Origin of the sequence: Duganella sp. BJB1802 (assembly GCF_013369445.1) — a bacterium.
Classification (GTDB): Bacteria; Pseudomonadota; Gammaproteobacteria; order Burkholderiales; family Burkholderiaceae_D; genus Rugamonas; species Rugamonas vulcania_A.
This window is the reverse complement of sequence record NZ_JABWEF010000037.1, coordinates 1-19,402: the sequence shown is the minus strand read 5'-3', so window position 1 is coordinate 19,402 and position 19,402 is coordinate 1. Positions and strand designations below refer to the sequence as shown.

The following is a 19,402-nucleotide window of genomic DNA, read 5'->3' as shown; positions in this document are numbered from 1 at the left end:
AAAAAGCCCACCAAGTGATCTTGGTGGGCTTTTTTTCGTCTGTCACATCCATGTAACGCACTGTAGCTAAACTTGCTTTCTTTTCAATCGAGGCAAGCAGAGCATGAAAAACTTTTCCCTGATTTCGCTGGCGGTGTTCTCCGTGCTGGCCGGCTGCGGCGGTAGCGATACGGCGGCGCCAGCCAAAACGCCGACCACTGGCGTGTTCCTGGACGGCGCGGTGGAGAACCTGGACTATGTCGCCGGCACCGCCGCGAAAGCCAGCACCTCGGCCAAGGGAGAGTTCACCTGCTACGCCGGCGATACCGTCAGCTTCAGCATAGGCGGCATCGCGCTGGGCAGCGCTCCATGCGCCGCCACCATCACGCCTTTGCAGCTGGCCGGCGTGACCGACATCAAGGACGCCAAGGTTGTCAATCGCCTGTTGGCCCTGCAGCTGCTCGATGAAGACAGTGACCCATCGAACGGCATCAAGATCGCCGCCGATGTTAAAACCGCATTGGCCGCCAAGAGCGCCGACTTCTCGCTGGAGGCTACAGCCTTCAACACTGCGATGAGCGCTAACCTGACCGCCGCCGGCGTGAAGTACGCCGCCCGTACCATTGACGACAGCCGCCGCGCGCTGGTGCGCGAGCACTTCGAAGACACGCTGGCCTCCAAGGTAGGCACGCCGGTGGCGGAACCGTTCACGCAGACCACGCCGCTCGGCGCCGTCGCCGTCAGCGTCACGCGCTATCAGGTGCAGGCTGCAGCCAGCTACTACGTGCCGTACGAAGGCAGCAACGCCAAGGTCAAGGAAGACTTCCCGCAAGGCTTCCTGCCTTCGTACGGTTCGTCGCTGGCCTTCAAGGGCACCAACGCCAACGGTGACCTGGAATTCTACGGCCTGACCGACCGCGGTCCGAACGGCGACGGCCCGAACCTGCCGGCATTGACCGGCAGCGGAGTCACCGGCGCCAAGATCTTCCCGTCGCCGAGCTTTGCGCCGTCGTTCGGCGTGATCACCGTCGGTAAAACCGGCGCGGTATTGACTTCGTCGACGCCGATCAAGGTATCGGCTGCGGTTAACGCCTCCGGCCTGCCGGTAGCACCTGGCGCATTGGGTAACTCGGCCGAGCTGCCGGTGGTTGATACGATGAAGTACGACGCCTCCAGCAAGGCTACCTTCAACGCCGGCGGCCTGGATACCGAGGCGATCGTCGTCGACAAGAAGCGCAACGTGCTCTGGATCTCCGACGAATACGGTCCGTTCATCATCAAGGTCGATCCGGCCACCGGCATCATCCTCAACAAGTACGCGCCGGGCAGCGGCCTGCCGGACATCTTCCAGAAGCGTCGCGCCAATCGCGGCATGGAAGGCCTGACGTTGGACGCCAGTACCGACAAGCTGCACGGCTTCCTGCAAAGCCCACTCACCGACGGCACTGCGGCCTACTCGGTGACCGGCAAGAACGAGGCGGTCGAACGCTACGCGCGCTTCACGCGCTGGGTGGAATTCGATCCGGTCACCGGCACCTCGGGCAAGATGTACGCGTACCCGCTCGACGCCGCCGACTACCAAGACGGCCGCACCGGCAACGCGAAGCTGGGTGACCTGGTCGCCTTGGGCAATGGTAAATTCATCGTGATCGAACAGGGCGCCGCACCGAACGGCAAAGTGTTCAACAAGTTGATGCTGGTGGAGATAGGTGCGGCGACCGACATCGCCGGCGCGGCCTACAACGCCAAGACGTCGGACCTGGAGAAGAGCAGCATGGGCGGCGTGGCGGTCAACGGCGCCGATTGGAAATCGGTGACGACGTTGAAGAAAACCCTGCTGCTGGACTTGAACGCGATCGGTTGGCAGGCGGAGAAAGCCGAAGGCCTGACTATCGTCGACGGCAATACGCTCGCACTCGCGAACGACAATGACTTCGGCCTGAAGACCAAAATCTTCACTGCCGCCGGCGTGGCGATTGAAGACGCCGATGTCACCAAGTGCACTGTCGATGCGGCAGGCGCGATCGTCACCAGCAGCGCAGCCGGCTGCAATGCCGCGAACACGATCCGCGTCGCGCGCGGCGAGGATCGTGAACGTCCAAGCCGTCTCTGGCTGATCAAGTTCACCAAAGCGTTGACGGCGTTTTGATGCACGGGGCGGGCCGTCAAGGCCCGCCCGCACTAGGCAGGACTGCCTTTGCTGATACTCTCGCCATCCTCCTGGCGCAGCGACCAGAAGGTCAGCGAGGACAGGATGGTGAGCACCGCCAGCGTCAGGAAGGCATGATGCAATGCGCCGGTGAGTGCCAGCCGGTTCGATTGCGGCAGGCCACCCAGGAACCAGCCGGTGATCAGCGAACCGGTCGCCAGTCCGAAGCTCATCGACAGCTGCTGCATCGAGCTTGCCATGGTGCTGGCCATGCTGGAGTCGGCGCTATCCACGTCGGCGTAGGCGATGCTGTTCATCGCGGAGAACTGCAGCGAATTGAAGAAGCCCAGGCACAGGCTGATCATCACGATCACATACAACGGCGTTCCCTGCTGGACGAATGAATACAGGCTGATGGTCAATCCGATCAACACCGTGTTGACGGTGAGGACCTGGCGATAGCCGAAGCGACCCAGCACCCGCACGGAGATGAACTTCATGCCCATGGCCGCGGCGGCGGACGGCATCATCAGCAGACCCGATTGCCATGCCGGTAGTCCCAATCCAAGTTGATACAGTAGCGGCAGCAGGAAGGGCAGTCCGCCGACGCCGATGCGCGTGATGAAACCTCCCATCACGGATACGCGGAAGGTGCGTATCTTGAACAGCGCCAGTCGCAGCAAGGGGAAGGCCGCATCCCTGGCGTGCCACACATAAGCCGCCAACAGGCTGCAGGCGATGAACAGCAGCACCGTGGCAGAAGTGATATCGATCTGGTGTTCGCCGAAGATCTCCAACAGCCATGACAGCAGCGCCACGCCGGTGCCGAACAATACGAGGCCGACGATGTCCAGCGGTCGCGCATCGTCTCCGTGGTAATCCGGCATATAGCGGTGAGCCAGGAAGATCGCCATCGCGCCGACCGGCACGTTGACGAAGAAGATGTCGCGCCACGTGAGCCAGTGCACGATCAAGCCGCCGATCGTGGGGCCCAGCAGAGGGCCGATCAACGCCGGGATGATCACGAAATTCATCGCCGCCAGCAGTTCGGATTTGGGAAAGGTGCGGACGATGGTCAGGCGCCCGACCGGCATCATCATCGCGGCGCCCAGGCCTTGCAGCAGCCGCGCCGCCACCAGCATTGGCGAATTGACCGACAGCCCGCACAGCACCGACGCCACAGTGAATATCGCCACAGCGCTCATGAACACCCGGCGGGTGCCAAAGCGGTCGGCCATCCAGCCGCTGATCGGAATCGATACGGCCAGGCTGAGGATGTAGCTGGTGACGACCGCTTTCAAACTGAGGGGAGTCACTTGCAGGCTGGCTGCCATGCTGGGAATCGCCGTGTTGACGATGGTGGAGTCCAGCTGCTCCATGAACAGGGCGGTTGCGACCACCCACGGAAGGTAGCTCTTGGCGGCGGATGTATTCATGCACCGATTGTCACACAAAAGCCACGCGGAGGTCATAGGTCATAAGGCGGTCACGAATCGGGCGTAAGTTTGCGCACATCGAAATGGCCAATGGAGTTGATATGGACGCTAAGTCGCTGTTCCCTGGTCGTCGCGGGTTTATCCGCCAGATGGGCGCCACCGCTTTGCTGGGTGTGGGCGCGGGCGCGGGCTTGAGCGGTTGCAGCAGCACCGCGGCCAGCATCGCCGACGACGCTCCGGCCGGTTTCGATCATGGCGTGGCCAGCGGCGATCCGCTCGTCGACCGGGTGATATTGTGGACCCGAGTGACGCCGCGCCGCAGCGACGACAGCGGCGACATCGCCGTCCGCTGGCAGATGGCGACCGACCCGGCCATGCAGGCGGTGGTGGCGCATGGCAGCGCGACGACGTCGGCTCAGAAGGACTACACCGTGAAGGTGGATGCCGCCGGCCTGCTGCCGGGGCATGTCTACTACTACCAGTTTGCCGTCGATACGGTGAAGTCGGTCGTGGGGCGCACCAAGACGCTGCCGCGCAGCGACGTGCGCCAGGTCCGGTTGGCGGTGTTCTCCTGTTCGAATTATCCATCCGGTTACTTCAACGTCTACGCCGATGCCGCGCGCCAGGACGACATCGACGCCGCGCTGCACATCGGCGACTACATCTACGAATACGAAAGCGACGGCTACGCCTGCGACAATGCGGAGGCGCTGGGCCGCGTATCCGAGCCGCGCGAACTGCTGCTGCGGTTGGAGGACTATCGCCGCCGCTATGCCCAATACCGCACCGACCCCGATTTGCAGGCGGTGCATGCCGTGATGCCGTTCATCGCAGTGTGGGACGACCACGAATTCGCCGACGATACCTGGCGCGATGGCTCGGCTGAACACAAGGCTTCGGAGTATGGCCCCTTCACTTTGCGCAAGGTGGCGGCCATGACCGCTTACCATGAGTGGATGCCGATCCGCGCCCCCGATCCTGCGGTCCCGGAAAAGATCTACCGTTCGTTCGACTTCGGCGGCGTGGTGTCGCTGCACATGCTGGATACGCGCCTGATTGGCCGCGACCAGCAATTGATGATGTCCTCCTACTACGACGAACATAAACGCTTCGATGTCGAGAAGTACAAGCACGACGTCTGTTCGCCGCGCCGGCAGATGATGGGCGCTGAGCAGATGGCGTGGCTGGAGCGGCAGGTACAGGATTCCAAGGCTCGCTGGCAGATGCTGGGCCAGCAGGTGCTGATGGCGCGCATGGAGTATCCGACCGCCGTCGCCATGGGGGAGTGCAATTGCACCGACTATTCCGCGCTGAAGAAGCGTGCCGTCGCCGATCCTTCCTGCGTCAGCGGCAAGGAAAAGCGCTGGCTGACCGCGCCGACGCTGCCCTGCTATATGGATTCGTGGGACGGCTACCAGAACGACCGCGAACTGGTGTTCGCCATGATGCAGCGTCATCGCAAGAACATGGTGGTGCTGGCCGGCGACACCCACAACGCCTGGGCCAGCGATCTGCACGACGCGCAGGGGCGCCAGGTGGGCGTGGAGTTTGCGACGGCGTCGGTTTCGTCGCCGGGCATGGAAGGGGCCTACCCGGACCGCGATCCCGAGGATGTCGCAAGCATGATGCTGGACTTGATCGAGCCGCTGTACTACGCGCAAACCAGCAAGCGCGGTTACATGATCGTTACCGCCAGCCACGAGCAGGTGCGCTGCGACTGGCGGTTTGTCGATACCGTCTTCAAGCACGAGTTCACGGCCGCGACGGAGCGCAGCCTGCGCACCTTGCCGGGGCCGGGCAATCGCAGGATCGAGGAGTGTCCCGGGGCTTAAGCCGCTCCGGCTGGATTGTCCCAGCGGTCTTCGAACATGATGTCGGACAGCGGCCGGCGCTGGTCCCACTTTTCAAGCTCCAGCATCGGCGCGGTATAGAACTCGTCCACCTGGCCGACGCATAGCACGGCGATGGGCTGGCTGCCGGCCGGCATGCCGCAAATATCGCGCAGATGCTGTGGATCGAACATCGATACCCAGCCGGCGCCTATGCCTTCCGCGCGTGCGGCGAGCCAGAAGTTCTGCAGTGCGCAGGCAGCGGAGGCCAGGTCCATTTCCGGCATGGTGCGGCGGCCGAAGACATATTGATCCCGCTTGTCGATCAGACCGACGACCAGCACTTCGGCGCAGGCCAGTATGCCTTCCACCTTGAGCTGCATGAATTCCTCGGCGCGCTTGCCCAGCGCTTCGGCGGTCTTGATGCGCTCTTCATTCACGTGCTGGTGTATCTGCGCGCGTAGCGCGGGATTGGTGATGCGGATGAAGCGCCACGGCTGCATCAGGCCGACGCTGGGACCGTTGTGGGCGGCGCCGATGAAGCGCTCCAGCTGCCCCGGCTCCAGCGGGCCCGGTTTGAAGTGACGAACATCGCGCCGCTCGCGAATGGCGCGGTAGACGCCTTCGATTTCGGCCTGTGCGAAGGCGTGCGGGCTGGTGGTGTTCATGCGGATGCCTTTGTCTCGTGCAGCGCAAGCAGGGCGTCCAGCAGCGGCTGGGCGGCGTCTGCGATGCGATCCAGGCTGGCCTCGCGCAGTGCGCTGGTGTCCACGGTGTTTTGCGTGTGCAGTCCGGCCCAGCGCAGCAGCGCGCTGCTGGCCTGCGGCGTGTCGAACAGACCGTGCAGATAGGTGCCGAGGATCTGGTCGTCCGCCGAGCGCGCGCCTTCGGGGCGGCCGTCGATGATGAAGGCCGGCGTGTCGAGCGCGCCGCCGGTCGAGGTGCCCATGTGGATTTCGTAGCCGCTGACGCTGGCCTTGTCGTCGTCGAAGGCGCACACACCCTGTACCTGTACCAGCCGTTTGTCGGCCGTCATTTCGGTGTTCATGTCGAGCAGGCCGAGTGCGGGGGACGTGCCTGGCTTGCCCTCGATGCCCAGCGGATCGGTCACCCTGTGGCCCAGCATCTGGAAGCCGCCGCAGACGCCGATCACCTTGCCGCCGTAGCGCAGGTGGCGGGCGATCTGCTCCGGCCAGCCTTGGGCTCGCAGCCAATCCAGATCGCCGCGCGTGTTCTTGCTGCCGGGGAGGATGATGAGGTCCGCCGCTGGAATTGGTTCGCCTTGGCGGACGAAATGCAGGTCCACGTCGGGGTGGGCGCGGAGTGCGTCGAAGTCCGTGTGGTTGCTCATGCGCGGCAGGCTGGGAACCACTACACGGAAGGCGCCGCGCGAGGCTTGGACCGGCTGCACCGCGTCCTCTGCATCGAGGAACAGGCCGTGCAGATAAGGCAGCACCGCCAGCACCGGCTTGCCGGTTTGCTGTTCCAGCCATTCCAGGCCGGGTTCCAGCAGCTTGATGTCGCCGCGGAAGCGGTTGATGACGAAGCCGATGGTGCGGGCGCGCTCGCTCTCGGACAAACAGGACAGGGTGCCGACGATGTGCGCGAACACGCCGCCACGGTCGATGTCCGCCACCAGTATCACCGGGCAGTCGACCTTTTCGGCGAAGCCCATGTTGGCGATGTCGCGGTCGCGCAGGTTGATCTCCGCCGGACTGCCGGCGCCTTCGACGACCACGCTGTCGTATTGCGCCAGAAGGCGCTGATGCGATTCCAGCACCGCCTGCATGGCGATGGTCTTGTATTGGTGGTAGTCGCGCGCGTTCATCTCGGCGCGCACTTTGCCGTGGATGATGATCTGGGCGCCGATATCGCTCGACGGTTTGAGCAGCACCGGGTTCATGTCGGTATGCGGCGCCACGCCGGCGGCGATGGCCTGCAGCGCCTGGGCGCGGCCGATTTCGCCGCCATCCGCCGTGACGGCGCTGTTGAGGGCCATGTTCTGCGGCTTGAATGGCGCCACACGCACGCCGCGGCGCTTGAGCAGCCGGCACAAGGCGGCAACGATGGTGCTCTTGCCGGCGTCGGAGGTGGTGCCCTGAACCATCAGGGTCGAATAGGGAAAGCTCATATCAGTTCTTCCGGTGCTGTCGCGCCAGTTCCAGTTTTTCGCACAGGGCGGCGGTGCCGGGGACCATGCGCGGGCCGGCGCGGTTCAGCAGTTCGCCGTCCAGCGTGAACAGGTTGTCGTTGCGGACCGCCTTCATTGTCGTGTAGGGCCGCCACAGGCTTACGCCGCCGTAGTTCTTTTCGCTGGTGCCGAAGATCGCCTCGGGGTCGGCCTGCAGCACCGCTTCGTTGCTGACCACCGGCGCCGTCACCTTCAGGTCGGTGAAGATGTTGACGCCGCCGCACAGGCGCATCGCGTCGCTGACGATGGACGTGCCGTTCAGGGTGTAGAGCGGCTTATCCCATACCTGGTAGAACATCCGCACCGGCGAACGGTTGGAATATTGTTTGGCCAGCGCGGCGAACTTCTCGCGGATTTCGGCGGCGGCAGGCTGCGCGACGCTTTCGGTGCCGAGCAACTGCCCCAGGCGCAGGATGTTGTCGGCGATGCCATCCAGTTTTTTCGGCTCGCTGTGGAACATGGGGATGTTCAATTGGCGCAGCGTTTCGATCTGGCGCTCGGAGGAGCCGTGCATCCAGATGACGATCAGGTCCGGTTTCATGGCGATGATGCGCTCCATGTCGACCTGGCGATTGTCGCCGACGCGCGGTAGCTTCTTGGCTGCCTCCGGATAGTCGCTGTAAGTGACCGCGCCGACGATCTTGTCGCCGCCGCCGGCCGCGTACAGCAGCTCTGTCACGTGCGGCGCCATGGCGATGACGCGCTGCGCGGGCTTTTGCAATGTGACGACGTTGCCGTCGTCGTCGCGCACGGTGATGGCGGCGCTGGCGCTGGCAGTCATCGCCAGTACCGTCAGGCCGGCCAGTAGTTTGCACGTCGGTTTGTTCATGTGTGTTCCTTGTTGGTCCATTCGTTCAGCGCTGTCTCCAGCCGTTGCCAACCTTCCTCGTCCGGCGGCAGGCCTAGCCGGATGCCGCGAGCTGCTTGCTTGAACAGCCGCACCCAGATGCCGCGTTCCGCCATGTGCTGCCAGAAGGCTTCCGCGCGTTCCTCGCTCCACCATTGGAACAGCGCGGTGCCGGCCGAATGGATGTCATGCGCCGCCAGCAGCTGATGCAGGCGTTCGCCGCTTTCCAGAAGCTGGTCGAGCGTGTGTTCCTGCCACGCCTGGTCGCGAAGGGCCGCGAGGGCGATGTGCTGGGCCGGGCCGCTGACGGCCCAAGGTCCCAGCAGGTCCGCCAGATCGCGCAGCAGGTCTGCATGCGCGGCCACAAAACCAAGCCGGATACCGGCCAGGCCGAAGAACTTGCCGACCGAGCGCAGGACGATCAGGCCGGGACGTCCGCTATGCGCGGCGATGCTGTTGTGCTGTGCCGTATCGCCGAAGGCTTCGTCGACCACCAGCCAGCCACCGCGCGCCGCAAGTTGGTCGGCCCACTGCAGCAGCTGGGCTGCGGGCACACTGGCGCCGGTCGGGTTGTTTGGATTGCAGATCACCATGACGTCGCTGTTCGCGACCGCCGCGCCCAGCGCTTCATACGGCGTTTGCGTCAGCGTGTGCCCGTGCTCGTTCCAGTGGTGCGCGTGTTCGGCATAGGACGGTGCGGCCACGGTCACGCGCGAGGGCTTGCGCAATCGGGGCAGCGCCTGGATCGCTGCCTGTGTTCCTGCGACCGGCAGCATCAGCGGCGCGCCGTAGTAGGCGGCTGCGGCCAACGCCAGTTCGGGATCGGCTTCGGGCAGGCGGTGCCACGCATTGCCAGGCAGCGCGGGCGCGGGATACCAATGGGGATTGATGCCGGTCGAGAGGTCCAACCAGTCGTCGCGGCCGAAGCGCAGCGCGGCGTCGCGCAGGTTGCCGCCGTGTTCAAGCATGTGCGAACTCCATCCAGATGGCGACAGCGCCGGCGACGGCCAGCCACAATGCCGTGGTACGAGCGACCAGCCGCCACGCGCGGCTGATGTCGGTGCCGGTGGCGGGCTGGCCTTCTCCCAACGGCGGGCGGTGTTCTACTTCGCCGTCATAGATGGCGGCGCCGCCCAGCTGCACGCCAAGGGCGCCGGCGCCGCTGGACATGACCGGTCCCGCATTGGGGCTGCTCCAGGCTGGGGCTTGCGTGCGCCAGCAATGCCAGGCGCGCAGCTTGGCCTGAACGCCGGATGCCAGCAACACGTAGGAGAGGGCGGTCAGGCGCGCGGGAAGGTAGTTAAGTACGTCGTCGATGCGGGCGGCGGTGCAGCCGAATTGCAGCAGCCGCGCCGTGCGATAGCCCCACATCGCATCGAGCGTGTTCGCCATGCGGAACAGCACCGCGCCGGGACCGCCGGCGACGATGAACCAGAACAGGGTGCCGAAGACGGCGTCGTTGCCGTTTTCAAGCAGGGATTCCGCGCTGGCCTTGGTCAGTTCGATTTCGCTGGCGCTGGTGGTATCGCGGCTGACGATGCGGGCGGTCAGCAGGCGGGCGTTAGGGAGGTCGTTCTGCGCCAGCGCGTCGGCGATGGGCAGGTTGTGGTCGCGCAGGCTGCGCAGGCCAAGGCAGAAGTAAAGCATAATGGCGTGAGCCATCCATGGCAGTGCGCCGTTGGTGCCCAGCAGCCGGACCAGCAGGCCGGCGAGGGCGGTCAGCGGCAGCACGGCCAACGTCCAGGCCAGAGCGCCGCGCCAGAAGCGTTGGCCGCCGCGGTTGAGGCGCCGCTCCAGCGCCATCGCCAGGTTGCCGAAGCCGACCAGCGGATGCCAGCGGCGCGTTTCGCCCAGCATCAGGTCGAGCCCTACGCCCGCCACCATCAGCAAGGCGATGACGCCGAAACTTAAACCTGTCAGCACGGCGCTCCTTTTAGCACCAGCGGCAGGCCGGCGGCGACGAAGACCGCGCGGTCGCACAGGGCGGCCATAGCCTGGTTCAGGCGTCCCTGCTCGTCGACGAAGCAGCGGGAGATGGCGCCGAAAGGCATGATGCCCATGCCGACCTCGTTCGATACTAGCACCACGTCGCTGGCGCACTTGGTCAGCGCGCTGGCCAGCATGTCCTGCTGCTCGTGGAAGAGCGCGGGCAGTGTGATCTCGCCGACGTCCGGATATTGTTCGCCGCTGCTGAACAGCAGGTTGCTGAGCCAGAGCGTCAGGCAGTCGACCAGGATCAGGCGGTCCGGCGAGGACCAGCGCAGCAGCTGGTTGCCCAGTGCCAGCGGCTCTTCCACCGTGGTCCATTCGCTCGGTCGGCCGGCGCGATGATGTGCGATGCGGGTGGCCATTTCGGCGTCGCCGGCGGTGGCCGTGGCGATGTAGACGACTTCCTTGCCCGACTCGATCGCCAGGCGGTCCGCATATCCGCTTTTACCGGAGCGTGCGCCCCCGAGAACCAATGTACGTGTCATGCTGCGCTCCTTGAAAACAGGGCGGCGGCGGCCGCCGGATTGGATGGAAAGTAAGCGTGAAAATACGACGCCTTCAGGGAGCCTACGCGATACCAAGCCTCACCCTGAACGGCGGATGGATGTTTGATAGTGTACGCCGTTGGCGCCACCGCTGTCTCCAGCTTGGAGTAATGGAACGTGTGGCCGCGCAGGACGCCGTGTTCCGTCGTCAGTCCCTGCGAGCCCAAGCCCGCAAGGCGCGCTTGCATCGCCACCGCGCCGGGCAGCACACCGGCCATGGGCCATATCGCGCCCGCCTGGTCGGCAAGGGTGTCGGCCAAGGCCATCATGCCGCCGCATTCGGCCACGATGGGCAAGCCGGCTGCGTGGGCCGCACGGATCGATGCTTGCCATACGGCGGCTTGCGACAGTGCCTCCGCATGCAACTCGGGATAGCCGCCCGGTAGATAGACGGCGTTCGCTTCCTCCGGCACGGGCTCGTTGGCCAGCGGCGAGAAGAACGTCAGCGTCGCGCCCAGCTGGCGCAGGGTATCCAGATTGGCGGGATAGATGAACATGAAAGCCGGATCGCGCGCGACTGCGATGTTTTGCCCTGCCAGCAGCGGTGCTTGCGGCTCCGTGGCTGGCGGGACCTCGATGCGTACGGGGCGCAGGCGCTCCCATGCCGCTTCGTCGAACACCAACTGGTCCGCCAGATTGTCGAGCAGCTGTTCGATGTCGACGACTTCGCCGGGCAGCACCAGGCCGAGGTGCCGCTCGGGCAGTGACTTGGGCTGGCGCGGCAAGGTCGCGAACAGGGGGATGTCTCGCAGCGAGGCCGCCACCATCTTGGCGTGGCCTTCGCTGGCGACGCGGTTGGCGATGACGCCCGCCATCTCCACCGGGCCATAGTCGCGCAGACCGTGGACCAGCGCGCCGGCGGTTTGCGCCATAGCACCGGCGTCGATCACCGCCATCACCGGTACGCCGAATTCGCGCGACAGGTCGGCGGACGATGGCGTGCCATCGTACAGGCCCATGACGCCTTCGATCAGGATCACATCCGCTTCGGCGGCGGCTTGCGCCAGCTGGCTGCGGCACAGCTCATGGCCGACCATCCACAGGTCCAACGAGCGCACCGGCGCGCCGCTGGCGCGTTCCAGCAGCATGGGGTCGATGAAATCCGGGCCGCATTTGAACACGCGTACCCGCTTACCCTGCCGTACCAGCTTGCGCGCCAGCGCTGCGGTCACCGTGGTCTTGCCCTGGCCGGAGGCGACGGCCGCCACCAGCACGGCTTTGACGTCGATATGCGCAGCCATTACCACTCGGTGCCCAATTGCGCGCCGATGCCTGCCTTGAATGCGTGCTTGACGACTTCCATTTCGGTGACGGTATCGGCTATGGCGATCAGCTCCGGCGGCGCACCGCGTCCGGTGATGACGACATGCTGCATCGCCGGGCGGGCCAGCAGATCGTTGATGACGGTGTCCACATCCAGGTAGCGGTACTTCAGGGCGATATTCAGTTCGTCGAACAGCACCAGGCCGATTTCGGGATCGGCGAGGAAGCGCTTCGCCTGTTCCCATGCCAGTTGCGCCTTTTCGATATCGCGCTCGCGGTTCTGGGTTTCCCAGGTATAGCCTTCTCCCATCGAATGGAAGCTGACCTCCATCGGGAAGCGGCGCAGGAACAGCTCTTCGCCGGTCTGCATCGCGCCCTTGATGAACTGGACCACGCCGACCTTCATGCCGTGGCCCATGGCGCGGATCACCATGCCGAAGCCGCTGGAGCTTTTGCCCTTGCCATTGCCGGTGTTAACGATGATGATGCCGATCTCCTTGTCGGCGGCGGCGATCTTGGCGTCGATGATGGCCTTCTTGCGTTCCATGCGAACGCGATGGCGCTCGTTCAGCGCTGCGGTTTGCTCGTCGATGCCGTCGTTATTTTGTTGAGTCATGCTGGGTCCTCCGTGGGAATGAAGATACTGCGCTTGCCATGCTGGATGATGTCGATCGGATGCCCGAGGTAGTCGCCCAAGATATCGGCTTGCATCACCTCCGCCGTGGTACCGGCCAGCCAGCGGCCGTCTCCCATCAGCAGCAGCGCGTGGGTGGAGACGCTGTGCGCCAGCGTCAGGTCGTGGCCGATCATTACCGCGGTCTTGCCCTGGTCGCGGCACAAGCGCGCCAGCAGGCTCATAACGCTGACCTGGTGCGCCAGGTCCAGCGCATTGGCCGGCTCGTCGAGCAGCAGCAGCGGCGTGTCCTGCGCCAGCATGGCGGCGATGGCGACGCGCTGGCGTTCGCCGCCGGACAAGGTGCGTACGTCGCGCTCGGCCAGTTCGGCCACTTCCATCGACTCCAGCGATTTCAGGGCGATGGCGTGATCGTCGCTGCCTTCCCAATACCGGTTGCCGTGGTAGGGGTGGCGGGCCGACAGCACGGTTTCAATCACGCTGTAGGCGAAGGCGTCGCTGCGGCTCTGCGCCAGGAAGGCACGCTGGCGCGCCAGTTCGGTCAGCGGCCAGTCGGCCAGGGCGCGGTTCTGGATGGTGACATGGCCGCCGTCCGGGGTACGCAGGCCGGCCAGGGTTTTTAGCAGGGTACTCTTGCCGGCGCCGTTACGGCCGATGACGCTCCAGCATTCGCCTTCGCGCACACGCCAGTTCAGATCCGCGATCAGCTGGCGCTGGCCGATTTTCAGGGAGAGGTCGTGGGTGCTGATCATCATTTGCGCAGCCGGTGCAGTTGATACAGGAAGATCGGCGCGCCTATCAGGGCGGTGATGACGCCCACCGGCAGCTGCTGCGGCGCGATGATGGTGCGGGCCAGCGTGTCGGCCAGCAGCAGGAAGGTGCCGCCGGCCAGTGCCGCCGCCGGAATCAGCACGCGGTGGTCGGCGCCGACGGCGAAGCGGCAGGCGTGCGGCACGATCAGGCCGACGAAGCCCACGCTGCCGGCGCTGGTGACGGCGCTGGCGGTCAGCAGGCCGGAAGCGAAGAACAGGCCCTTGCGCAGCGCGCCGACGCGTATGCCCAGTGTGGCGGCGGCTTCGGCGTGCAGCGCCATCACGTTCATGGAGCGGGCGCTGCGCACGGCGAATACCAGGCCGCAGGCCAATACGATCCACGGCATCGCGCGCGATGGCGCTCCGGCCAGGTCGCCGATCATCCAGAAGATCATGCTGCGCAAGCGGCTTTCGGGAGCGATGGAGAGCATCAGCGTCACCAGCGCCATGCAGGCGGAGGACAGGATCACGCCGGTCAACAGCAGCAGCGCGGTGCCGCCTTCGCCGGCCGTACCGCCGCGCAGGTCGTGCCGGGCCAGCAGGTACAACATCATCGCGACGGCGACGGCGCCACCGAAGGCCGAGGCGTCGACCATCCAGAGGGCGCAGCCGAACAGCATCGCGGCCAGGGCGCCGACGGAGGCGCCGGCGGAAATGCCCAGCACATAAGGGTCGGCCAGCGGGTTGCGCAGCAGCGCCTGCATCATCACGCCTGTCAGCGACAGTGCGGCGCCGGTGACGAAGGCGGTCAGGGCGCGGCTAACGCGCAGATCGAGCAGGGTGGATGCCAGCGTGTTGGTCTGGCCGTGCAGCAGGTCATTGACTGCTGCGGGAATATCGGAGAGGGGAATCGAGACCGAACCGGTCATGCCCGAAAAAATCAGGCTGGCAAACGCGAACAGCACCAGCACGGTCAGGGTGACGGTGGCGCGTTGTCGCAGATTGCGGGAGAAAGAATGCATGCACTGCTTTCAAAAAGAGGCTGCCGGGCGCTCGGCGGATGCGCTTCCCGCCCGGCAGGTTACACCATTACCGCTTACTTGTAGCCGTAGCGGATGCCGGCGAACAGCTTGGACATCGGCGTGGTGTAGTTGCGCGCCAGGTCGTACTGCTTGTCGCCGATATTGTTCCAGCGGACCAGCGCAGACCAGTCGCGGTTGAAGTGGTAGGTCGCGTACAGATTGACCAGGCCATAGCCGCCCATGCGGACCTTGTTGGCGCTGTCTTCATAGCGATCACCGGACAGTTCGATCTCCACGCCGGCCTTCAGGGCGCCGGCGCTGTAGTCGGCCATCAGGTTAGCGTGCTTCTTGGCGCGGCGCTGCAGGCGCTTGTCGCTGGTTTCGTCCTTTGGATCCTGCAGGTCGATGTTGGCGGACAGGTTGAAGCGGCCCAACTGCTGGCTGGCGGCCATGGTCAGGCCTTCGAGCAGCGCGTGGTTGACGTTGTAGGCGCAGCCGTAGGAATAATCGCCGGCGTATGGGCATGGCGTCGTGTTCACCAGGAGGTCGGTCAGGCGGTTGTGGTAGTAGCTTGCGCTCAGCGCGGTGGTGCCGTTGTCGTAGCGCAGACCGATTTCGGCGTTCTTGCCCAGTTCCGGCTTGTTTTTGTCATTGCCGTAGCCTGGGTAGTACAGTTCATTGAAGGTTGGTGCGCGGAAGCTGGTGCCATAGCTGGCGGTGGCGCGCAACGCCTGCGTGAAGGTGTAGCCGTAGCCGATGGAGCCGGTGTTCTTCCCACCGTAGACCGATTTGTCGCGACGCACGCTGGCGTTGAACAGATTGTCGCCACGGCGGGCGTTGTAGGAGGCCGCCAGCGAGTTGGTGGTGCGCTGCGAAGCGGCCAGTTCGAAGCCGCTGGTCTGCACTTCTTCCTTGCGGTGGTCGTACAGCAGTTGCAGCACATCGGCGCCGATCTGCACATCATTTTGCCAGGTGAAGTCGGTTTGCTTGGTGTTGGCCTGCGAGTAGCCGAACGCCGAAGCGCTGCTGTAATTGGCGCCATCGTCCTTGGCCTGCGAGTACTGCACCAGGCTTTGCCAGATCGGCAGGATCTGGTTCTTGCTGTAGACGGAGGCGTTTTCAAGCTTCGCGTGCGAGCGCACATCGTAGGGCGAGGCGCCGTTGTCGTACTGCGAATCGAGTTTGCTATGCAGGAGCAGCGCGCCGACTTCGTGTCCTTCGGCCAGGCGCAGACTGAATTGTGCCGCCGCGCTTTCGCGGTCGTAGCCGTCTTTGTCGGCGTTGTAAGAGCCGCTGGCAGGCCGGGTGGCCGAGAAGCCGTCCGACTTTTCCTTGCCGGCGCTGATCGCGTAGCTGATGCTGTGTTCACCGCCGGTGGCGCCGGAGACCGAGACATCGCCCTCGCGGGTGTTGTCGGTGCCATAGCCCACGAAGGCGGTGAATGCTGGCGCGCCCTTGCCCTTCTTGGTGAAGATCTGGATCACGCCGCCGATGGCGTCGGCGCCGTACAGGGAGCTCAGTGGGCCGTAGACGATTTCGATATGGTCGATGGAGGTCAGCGGCAGGGCGCTCCAGTTGGCTGCGCCGGTGGTCGAGGAGCCGATACGCACGCCGTCCACCAGGACCAGGTTCTGGTTGCTGTTGGCGCCGCGGATAAACACGGTGGAGTTGGTGCCTGGGCCGCCGGTGCGGGCGATCTCGATGCCGCGCTGGCGTTGCAGCAGGTCGACAATGGAGCCGGCGCCGGATTCGGCGATCTGCTCGGCGCTGATGGTGACGCTATCGCTGATCACATCGGCCAGTGGCTGGGGGCTGCGGGTGGCGGTGACCAGCACGGTGCCGGCGATGGGTTCTGCGTGAGCGTAGGAGGCGGCCATTGCCAGTGCCAGCGACGTCAAGGCCGCCGGACGGGAGATATGAAGATTCATCATGTAGTTTTTCTGTTAATAGCAACCGGCCGACGTCCCCGTGGGCCAGATTGAACAGAAGCGGAGAACCGGACGATGCATGCAGCGGAGCGCCGGCAGCAATGCCGGCTCCTTCCGTTCGCGCACATCCCGTTCGCTCACTTCCACCTGATTTGGCCGGTATCCGGGCTGGCAAGTTAGACCGCCTCACCTTCCCATGCGGAGCACAGTGGTTTGTCTGAGGAGGGCTGTCGCGCATGCGCTGCGACACTTGCTTACCGTTGCGGGGGCAGCACACGTGGGCCTTGGTCGAGTGGACCAGGAGCTTCGTGTTTCCCGTTTAACTGCGCATCCGGACAGACGCGCGGGCACCAAAACCCCGCCATTATACGGGTTTGCGCTCCAGAGGTCATTGGCCGGCGGTTTGGCTTTGCAGGATCAGTGTGGCGCCGTAGCCGATTTGATGCGGATGCCGGGCCGCCTGTAGCGCCATCCCGGCAGGCGCCAGGCCGGTGTGGCAGGCGGACAGCAGGCGCATCGCGCCAGCGTGGCAGATGACGATGGCGTCGCGTTGCTGGCGCTGGAGGTCAGCATAGAAAGCAGCGATGCGGCCGGCCATCTGCAGCACGCTCTCGCCACCGCCGGGGCGGTAGTTGACCAGGTCCGCGGCCCACGCGTCGATGTCGGCGCGCGGGATGTCGTCCCAGGCGCGCATTTCCCAATCGCCGAAGTCGATTTCGGCGATGCGCGCGTCCAGCAGCGGGACGGGGGATTGCAGCAGCGGCGCCAGTTCCGTTGCGAGCCTGGTGCAGCGTTGCAGTGGGCTGCTATATACAGGCAGGCCGTGGGGCAGCGCGGCCGATAGTGCCGTCAGCGTTCTCGCCAGCTGATCCTCGGATACGGCGAGATCGCTACGGCCGTAGCAAACGCCGGTGGCAACCAGCGGCTGCGGATGGCGGACCAGTATCAGGCGCATGGCGTTACCAAGGCAGTGCGCCGTGGCGCATGCTGGCCAACACGCACAGATAGAACACCACTTCGCTAAGCTGTTGTACGGCGCCGAGGCAGTCGCCCGTGTAGCCCGCGATGCGGCGAACGCATTTGCGGGCCAGCCAGGCGGTGGCGATGGCGCCGGCGGCGACGCCGGCCGCCAGCGCGCTCCACGTGATCCATCCGCAGGCGATCATCGCGAACGCGGGAATGGCGGCGGAGGCGGCGGCCAGTGAAAATTCGGAGCCGCTCATTTTTTGCGCCAGCGGCTTGGCCTTGCCTTCCGCGCGCGCGTAGTCGAGCCGCCAGATCAGCGAGGTCGCCATCAGGCGCGATAGCGGATGGGCGACAAACAACGCGGCGATCGCCGTTAGCGGAGGCAGCATCGACAGCGTCGTACACTTGATGGCGAGCAGGCAGATGATGCCGATGGCTCCATATGCGCCGATGCGGGAATCCTTCATGATCTCCAGCACGCGCTCCGGCGTCATGCCACCGCCGAAGCCGTCGCACATATCGGCAAAGCCGTCTTCATGGAAGGCGCCGGTGGCGTAGATGCCGGCGGCGGTCGACACCAATACCGCGACCGGGGCTGGTAGGAGCCACGCCGCCAGTGCGTACACGCCGGCGGCGATGGCCGCCACCACTACGCCGACCAGTGGAAAGTAGCGCGACGCCTGATTCAGCCAGGCGGGATCGAAGCCCACCCAGCGAGGAATCGGCAGACGAGTGAAGAACTGCAGCGCGGTGAAGAACAGGCGTAGCTGATGCACGGCGCGTTACTCGGACTTCTCGCTGACCTGGGCCGATTCGAAGGTGGCCATCTGGTTCAGGAAGTTGACCGACGCATGCAGCAGTGGCAGCGCCAGTGCGCAGCCGGTGCCTTCGCCGAGGCGCAGGCCCAGGTTCAATAGTGGCTTCGCGCCCAGCGCGGCCAGCATCTGCTCGTGGCCGTTCTCGTTGGAGCAGTGGGCGAAGACACAGTAGTCCAGAATCGCCGGTTGCAGGCGGGCCGCGACCAGCAGTGCGCTGGTGACGATGAAGCCATCGATCAGCAGCACTTTGCGCAGCTCGGCCGCTTTCAGCATGGCGCCGGCCATCATGGCGATTTCCAGCCCGCCGAAGGTGGCCAGTACGTCCAGTGGTTCGGTGACGTTGTGCTTTGCTGCCGCCGCTTCGATCACACGCTGTTTATGCAGCACGCCTTCCGCTGACAAACCAGTGCCGGCGCCTACGCATTGGGCGACCGGGATACCGGTCAGCTTGTGCATCAACGCGGCGGCGGCGGTGGTGTTCCCGATGCCCATTTCGCCGAAGCCGACCACATTGCCGCTCAATTCGGCGGCCAGGCCCATGCCGGCGGATAGTGCGGCCTCGCAGACGGCACGGCTCATCGCTGGTTCGTGCGCGAAGTTCTGCGTGCCGTGTGCCAGCTTGCGGTCGGTCAGGCCGTCGCGCGGGCCGAAGTCGTGATTGACGCCGGCATCGATGACGCGCAGCTCACAGTTGTTTTGCGTCGCGAAGACGTTGATGGCGGCGCCGCGTGCGAGGAAGTTCTCGACCATCTGCCAGGTCACGTCCTGCGGGTAGGCGGAGATGCCCTCCGCAACCACACCGTGATCGGCGGCGAATACCAGTATGGCCGGCTGCGTGATCGCGACATCGCGCGTGTTCTGTACCAGGCCTATTTGTTTGGCCAGCGACTCTAGTACGCCCAGGCTACCCAGCGGCTTGGTCTTATTGTTGATGGCCTTGTCCAGCAGGGCGGCCAGCGTCTCGTTATTAGTAGCAGGGATAGTTGGAATAAACATATGGGCGACTTATAAATCGGAGAAGCCGCTATTTTACTCTTGCAAGCTGCGGCTGCTC

The 19,402-nt window shown here is 64.8% G+C and carries 17 protein-coding genes and 1 riboswitch; of the genes, 2 read left to right on the top strand and 15 right to left on the bottom strand.

Annotation, left to right across the window (positions count from 1 at the left end):
* Positions 1–103: 103 nt before the first annotated feature.
* Positions 104–2,128 (top strand): esterase-like activity of phytase family protein, encoded by a 2,025-nt coding sequence (locus HUX88_RS31505; RefSeq protein WP_176364328.1) that lies wholly within the window; start codon positions 104–106, stop codon positions 2,126–2,128.
* Between the two features lie 32 nt (positions 2,129–2,160).
* On the opposite strand, the gene HUX88_RS31500 is transcribed toward HUX88_RS31505, so the two are convergent.
* A complete protein-coding gene (locus tag HUX88_RS31500; RefSeq protein ID WP_117015876.1) occupies positions 2,161–3,564 on the bottom strand; it encodes a DHA2 family efflux MFS transporter permease subunit in 1,404 nt (467 codons plus the stop codon).
* Between the two features lie 101 nt (positions 3,565–3,665).
* Between HUX88_RS31500 and HUX88_RS31495 the strand changes: the two genes are divergently transcribed.
* Positions 3,666–5,396: an alkaline phosphatase gene (locus HUX88_RS31495; protein ID WP_176364327.1), complete on the top strand. Its 1,731-nt coding sequence runs from the start codon at positions 3,666–3,668 to the stop codon at positions 5,394–5,396.
* On the opposite strand, the gene bluB is transcribed toward HUX88_RS31495, so the two are convergent.
* From bluB to cobT, 14 genes are all read right to left on the bottom strand, one after another.
* The gene (bluB, locus tag HUX88_RS31490) at positions 5,393–6,061 is read right to left on the bottom strand and encodes a 5,6-dimethylbenzimidazole synthase (protein WP_176364326.1); all 669 of its coding nucleotides are present in this window, start codon (positions 6,059–6,061) and stop codon (positions 5,393–5,395) included. The two genes, HUX88_RS31495 and bluB, sit on opposite strands and share 4 nt — an antisense overlap.
* The gene (locus tag HUX88_RS31485; RefSeq protein ID WP_176364325.1) at positions 6,058–7,524 is read right to left on the bottom strand and encodes a cobyric acid synthase; all 1,467 of its coding nucleotides are present in this window, start codon (positions 7,522–7,524) and stop codon (positions 6,058–6,060) included. The genes bluB and HUX88_RS31485 overlap by 4 nt, the downstream gene beginning before the upstream one ends.
* A 1-nt stretch (position 7,525) precedes the next feature.
* A complete protein-coding gene (locus HUX88_RS31480) occupies positions 7,526–8,413 on the bottom strand; it encodes a cobalamin-binding protein (RefSeq protein ID WP_176364324.1) in 888 nt (295 codons plus the stop codon).
* Entirely contained in the window at positions 8,410–9,399 is a 990-nt protein-coding gene (cobD, locus tag HUX88_RS31475) for a threonine-phosphate decarboxylase CobD (protein WP_117015881.1), read from the bottom strand. The genes HUX88_RS31480 and cobD overlap by 4 nt, the downstream gene beginning before the upstream one ends.
* Positions 9,392–10,354, bottom strand: coding sequence for an adenosylcobinamide-phosphate synthase CbiB (gene cbiB, locus HUX88_RS31470; RefSeq protein WP_176364323.1), 963 nt, complete (start codon positions 10,352–10,354; stop codon positions 9,392–9,394). Before cbiB ends, cobD begins: the two co-directional genes overlap by 8 nt.
* Positions 10,348–10,905, bottom strand: coding sequence for a bifunctional adenosylcobinamide kinase/adenosylcobinamide-phosphate guanylyltransferase (gene cobU, locus HUX88_RS31465; RefSeq protein WP_117015883.1), 558 nt, complete (start codon positions 10,903–10,905; stop codon positions 10,348–10,350). Before cobU ends, cbiB begins: the two co-directional genes overlap by 7 nt.
* A complete protein-coding gene (locus HUX88_RS31460) occupies positions 10,902–12,206 on the bottom strand; it encodes a cobyrinate a,c-diamide synthase (RefSeq protein WP_176364322.1) in 1,305 nt (434 codons plus the stop codon). The genes cobU and HUX88_RS31460 overlap by 4 nt, the downstream gene beginning before the upstream one ends.
* Complete coding sequence (cobO, locus tag HUX88_RS31455; protein WP_117015885.1) at positions 12,206–12,844, bottom strand: cob(I)yrinic acid a,c-diamide adenosyltransferase; 639 nt, start codon at positions 12,842–12,844, stop codon at positions 12,206–12,208. Before cobO ends, HUX88_RS31460 begins: the two co-directional genes overlap by 1 nt.
* Entirely contained in the window at positions 12,841–13,614 is a 774-nt protein-coding gene (locus HUX88_RS31450) for an ABC transporter ATP-binding protein (protein ID WP_176364330.1), read from the bottom strand. The genes cobO and HUX88_RS31450 overlap by 4 nt, the downstream gene beginning before the upstream one ends.
* Positions 13,614–14,636, bottom strand: coding sequence for an iron ABC transporter permease (locus HUX88_RS31445; RefSeq protein WP_176364321.1), 1,023 nt, complete (start codon positions 14,634–14,636; stop codon positions 13,614–13,616). The genes HUX88_RS31450 and HUX88_RS31445 overlap by 1 nt, the downstream gene beginning before the upstream one ends.
* 74 nt (positions 14,637–14,710) lie before the next feature.
* Positions 14,711–16,567, bottom strand: a complete 1,857-nt coding sequence (locus HUX88_RS31440) for a TonB-dependent receptor domain-containing protein (protein WP_308937164.1) — start codon at positions 16,565–16,567, stop codon at positions 14,711–14,713.
* A 133-nt stretch (positions 16,568–16,700) separates the two neighbouring features.
* Positions 16,701–16,934, bottom strand: a riboswitch (cobalamin riboswitch).
* An 18-nt stretch (positions 16,935–16,952) separates the two neighbouring features.
* Positions 16,953–17,519 (bottom strand): histidine phosphatase family protein, encoded by a 567-nt coding sequence (locus HUX88_RS31435; protein ID WP_176364320.1) that lies wholly within the window; start codon positions 17,517–17,519, stop codon positions 16,953–16,955.
* Between the two features lie 4 nt (positions 17,520–17,523).
* Entirely contained in the window at positions 17,524–18,306 is a 783-nt protein-coding gene (locus tag HUX88_RS31430; protein WP_176364319.1) for an adenosylcobinamide-GDP ribazoletransferase, read from the bottom strand.
* A gap of 6 nt (positions 18,307–18,312) precedes the next feature.
* Entirely contained in the window at positions 18,313–19,344 is a 1,032-nt protein-coding gene (gene cobT / locus HUX88_RS31425) for a nicotinate-nucleotide--dimethylbenzimidazole phosphoribosyltransferase (RefSeq protein WP_176364318.1), read from the bottom strand.
* Positions 19,345–19,402 lie beyond the last annotated feature (58 nt).

Bases quoted from the DNA above. Each gene is read 5' to 3' on its own strand.
- HUX88_RS31460 (WP_176364322.1), bottom strand. From the start codon at position 12,206: ATGGCTGCGCATATCGACGTCAAAGCCGTGCTGGTGGCGGCCGTCGCC.
- HUX88_RS31505 (WP_176364328.1), top strand. From the start codon at position 104: ATGAAAAACTTTTCCCTGATTTCGCTGGCGGTGTTCTCCGTGCTGGCC.
- HUX88_RS31450 (WP_176364330.1), bottom strand. From the start codon at position 13,614: ATGATCAGCACCCACGACCTCTCCCTGAAAATCGGCCAGCGCCAGCTG.
- cobT (WP_176364318.1), bottom strand. From the start codon at position 19,344: ATGTTTATTCCAACTATCCCTGCTACTAATAACGAGACGCTGGCCGCC.
- bluB (WP_176364326.1), bottom strand. From the start codon at position 6,061: ATGAACACCACCAGCCCGCACGCCTTCGCACAGGCCGAAATCGAAGGC.
- HUX88_RS31480 (WP_176364324.1), bottom strand. From the start codon at position 8,413: ATGAACAAACCGACGTGCAAACTACTGGCCGGCCTGACGGTACTGGCG.
- HUX88_RS31445 (WP_176364321.1), bottom strand. From the start codon at position 14,636: ATGCATTCTTTCTCCCGCAATCTGCGACAACGCGCCACCGTCACCCTG.
- cobD (WP_117015881.1), bottom strand. From the start codon at position 9,399: ATGCTTGAACACGGCGGCAACCTGCGCGACGCCGCGCTGCGCTTCGGC.
- HUX88_RS31495 (WP_176364327.1), top strand. From the start codon at position 3,666: ATGGACGCTAAGTCGCTGTTCCCTGGTCGTCGCGGGTTTATCCGCCAG.
- HUX88_RS31500 (WP_117015876.1), bottom strand. From the start codon at position 3,564: ATGAATACATCCGCCGCCAAGAGCTACCTTCCGTGGGTGGTCGCAACC.
- HUX88_RS31440 (WP_308937164.1), bottom strand. From the start codon at position 16,567: ATGATGAATCTTCATATCTCCCGTCCGGCGGCCTTGACGTCGCTGGCA.
- HUX88_RS31485 (WP_176364325.1), bottom strand. From the start codon at position 7,524: ATGAGCTTTCCCTATTCGACCCTGATGGTTCAGGGCACCACCTCCGAC.
- cobO (WP_117015885.1), bottom strand. From the start codon at position 12,844: ATGACTCAACAAAATAACGACGGCATCGACGAGCAAACCGCAGCGCTG.
- cobU (WP_117015883.1), bottom strand. From the start codon at position 10,905: ATGACACGTACATTGGTTCTCGGGGGCGCACGCTCCGGTAAAAGCGGA.
- HUX88_RS31435 (WP_176364320.1), bottom strand. From the start codon at position 17,519: ATGCGCCTGATACTGGTCCGCCATCCGCAGCCGCTGGTTGCCACCGGC.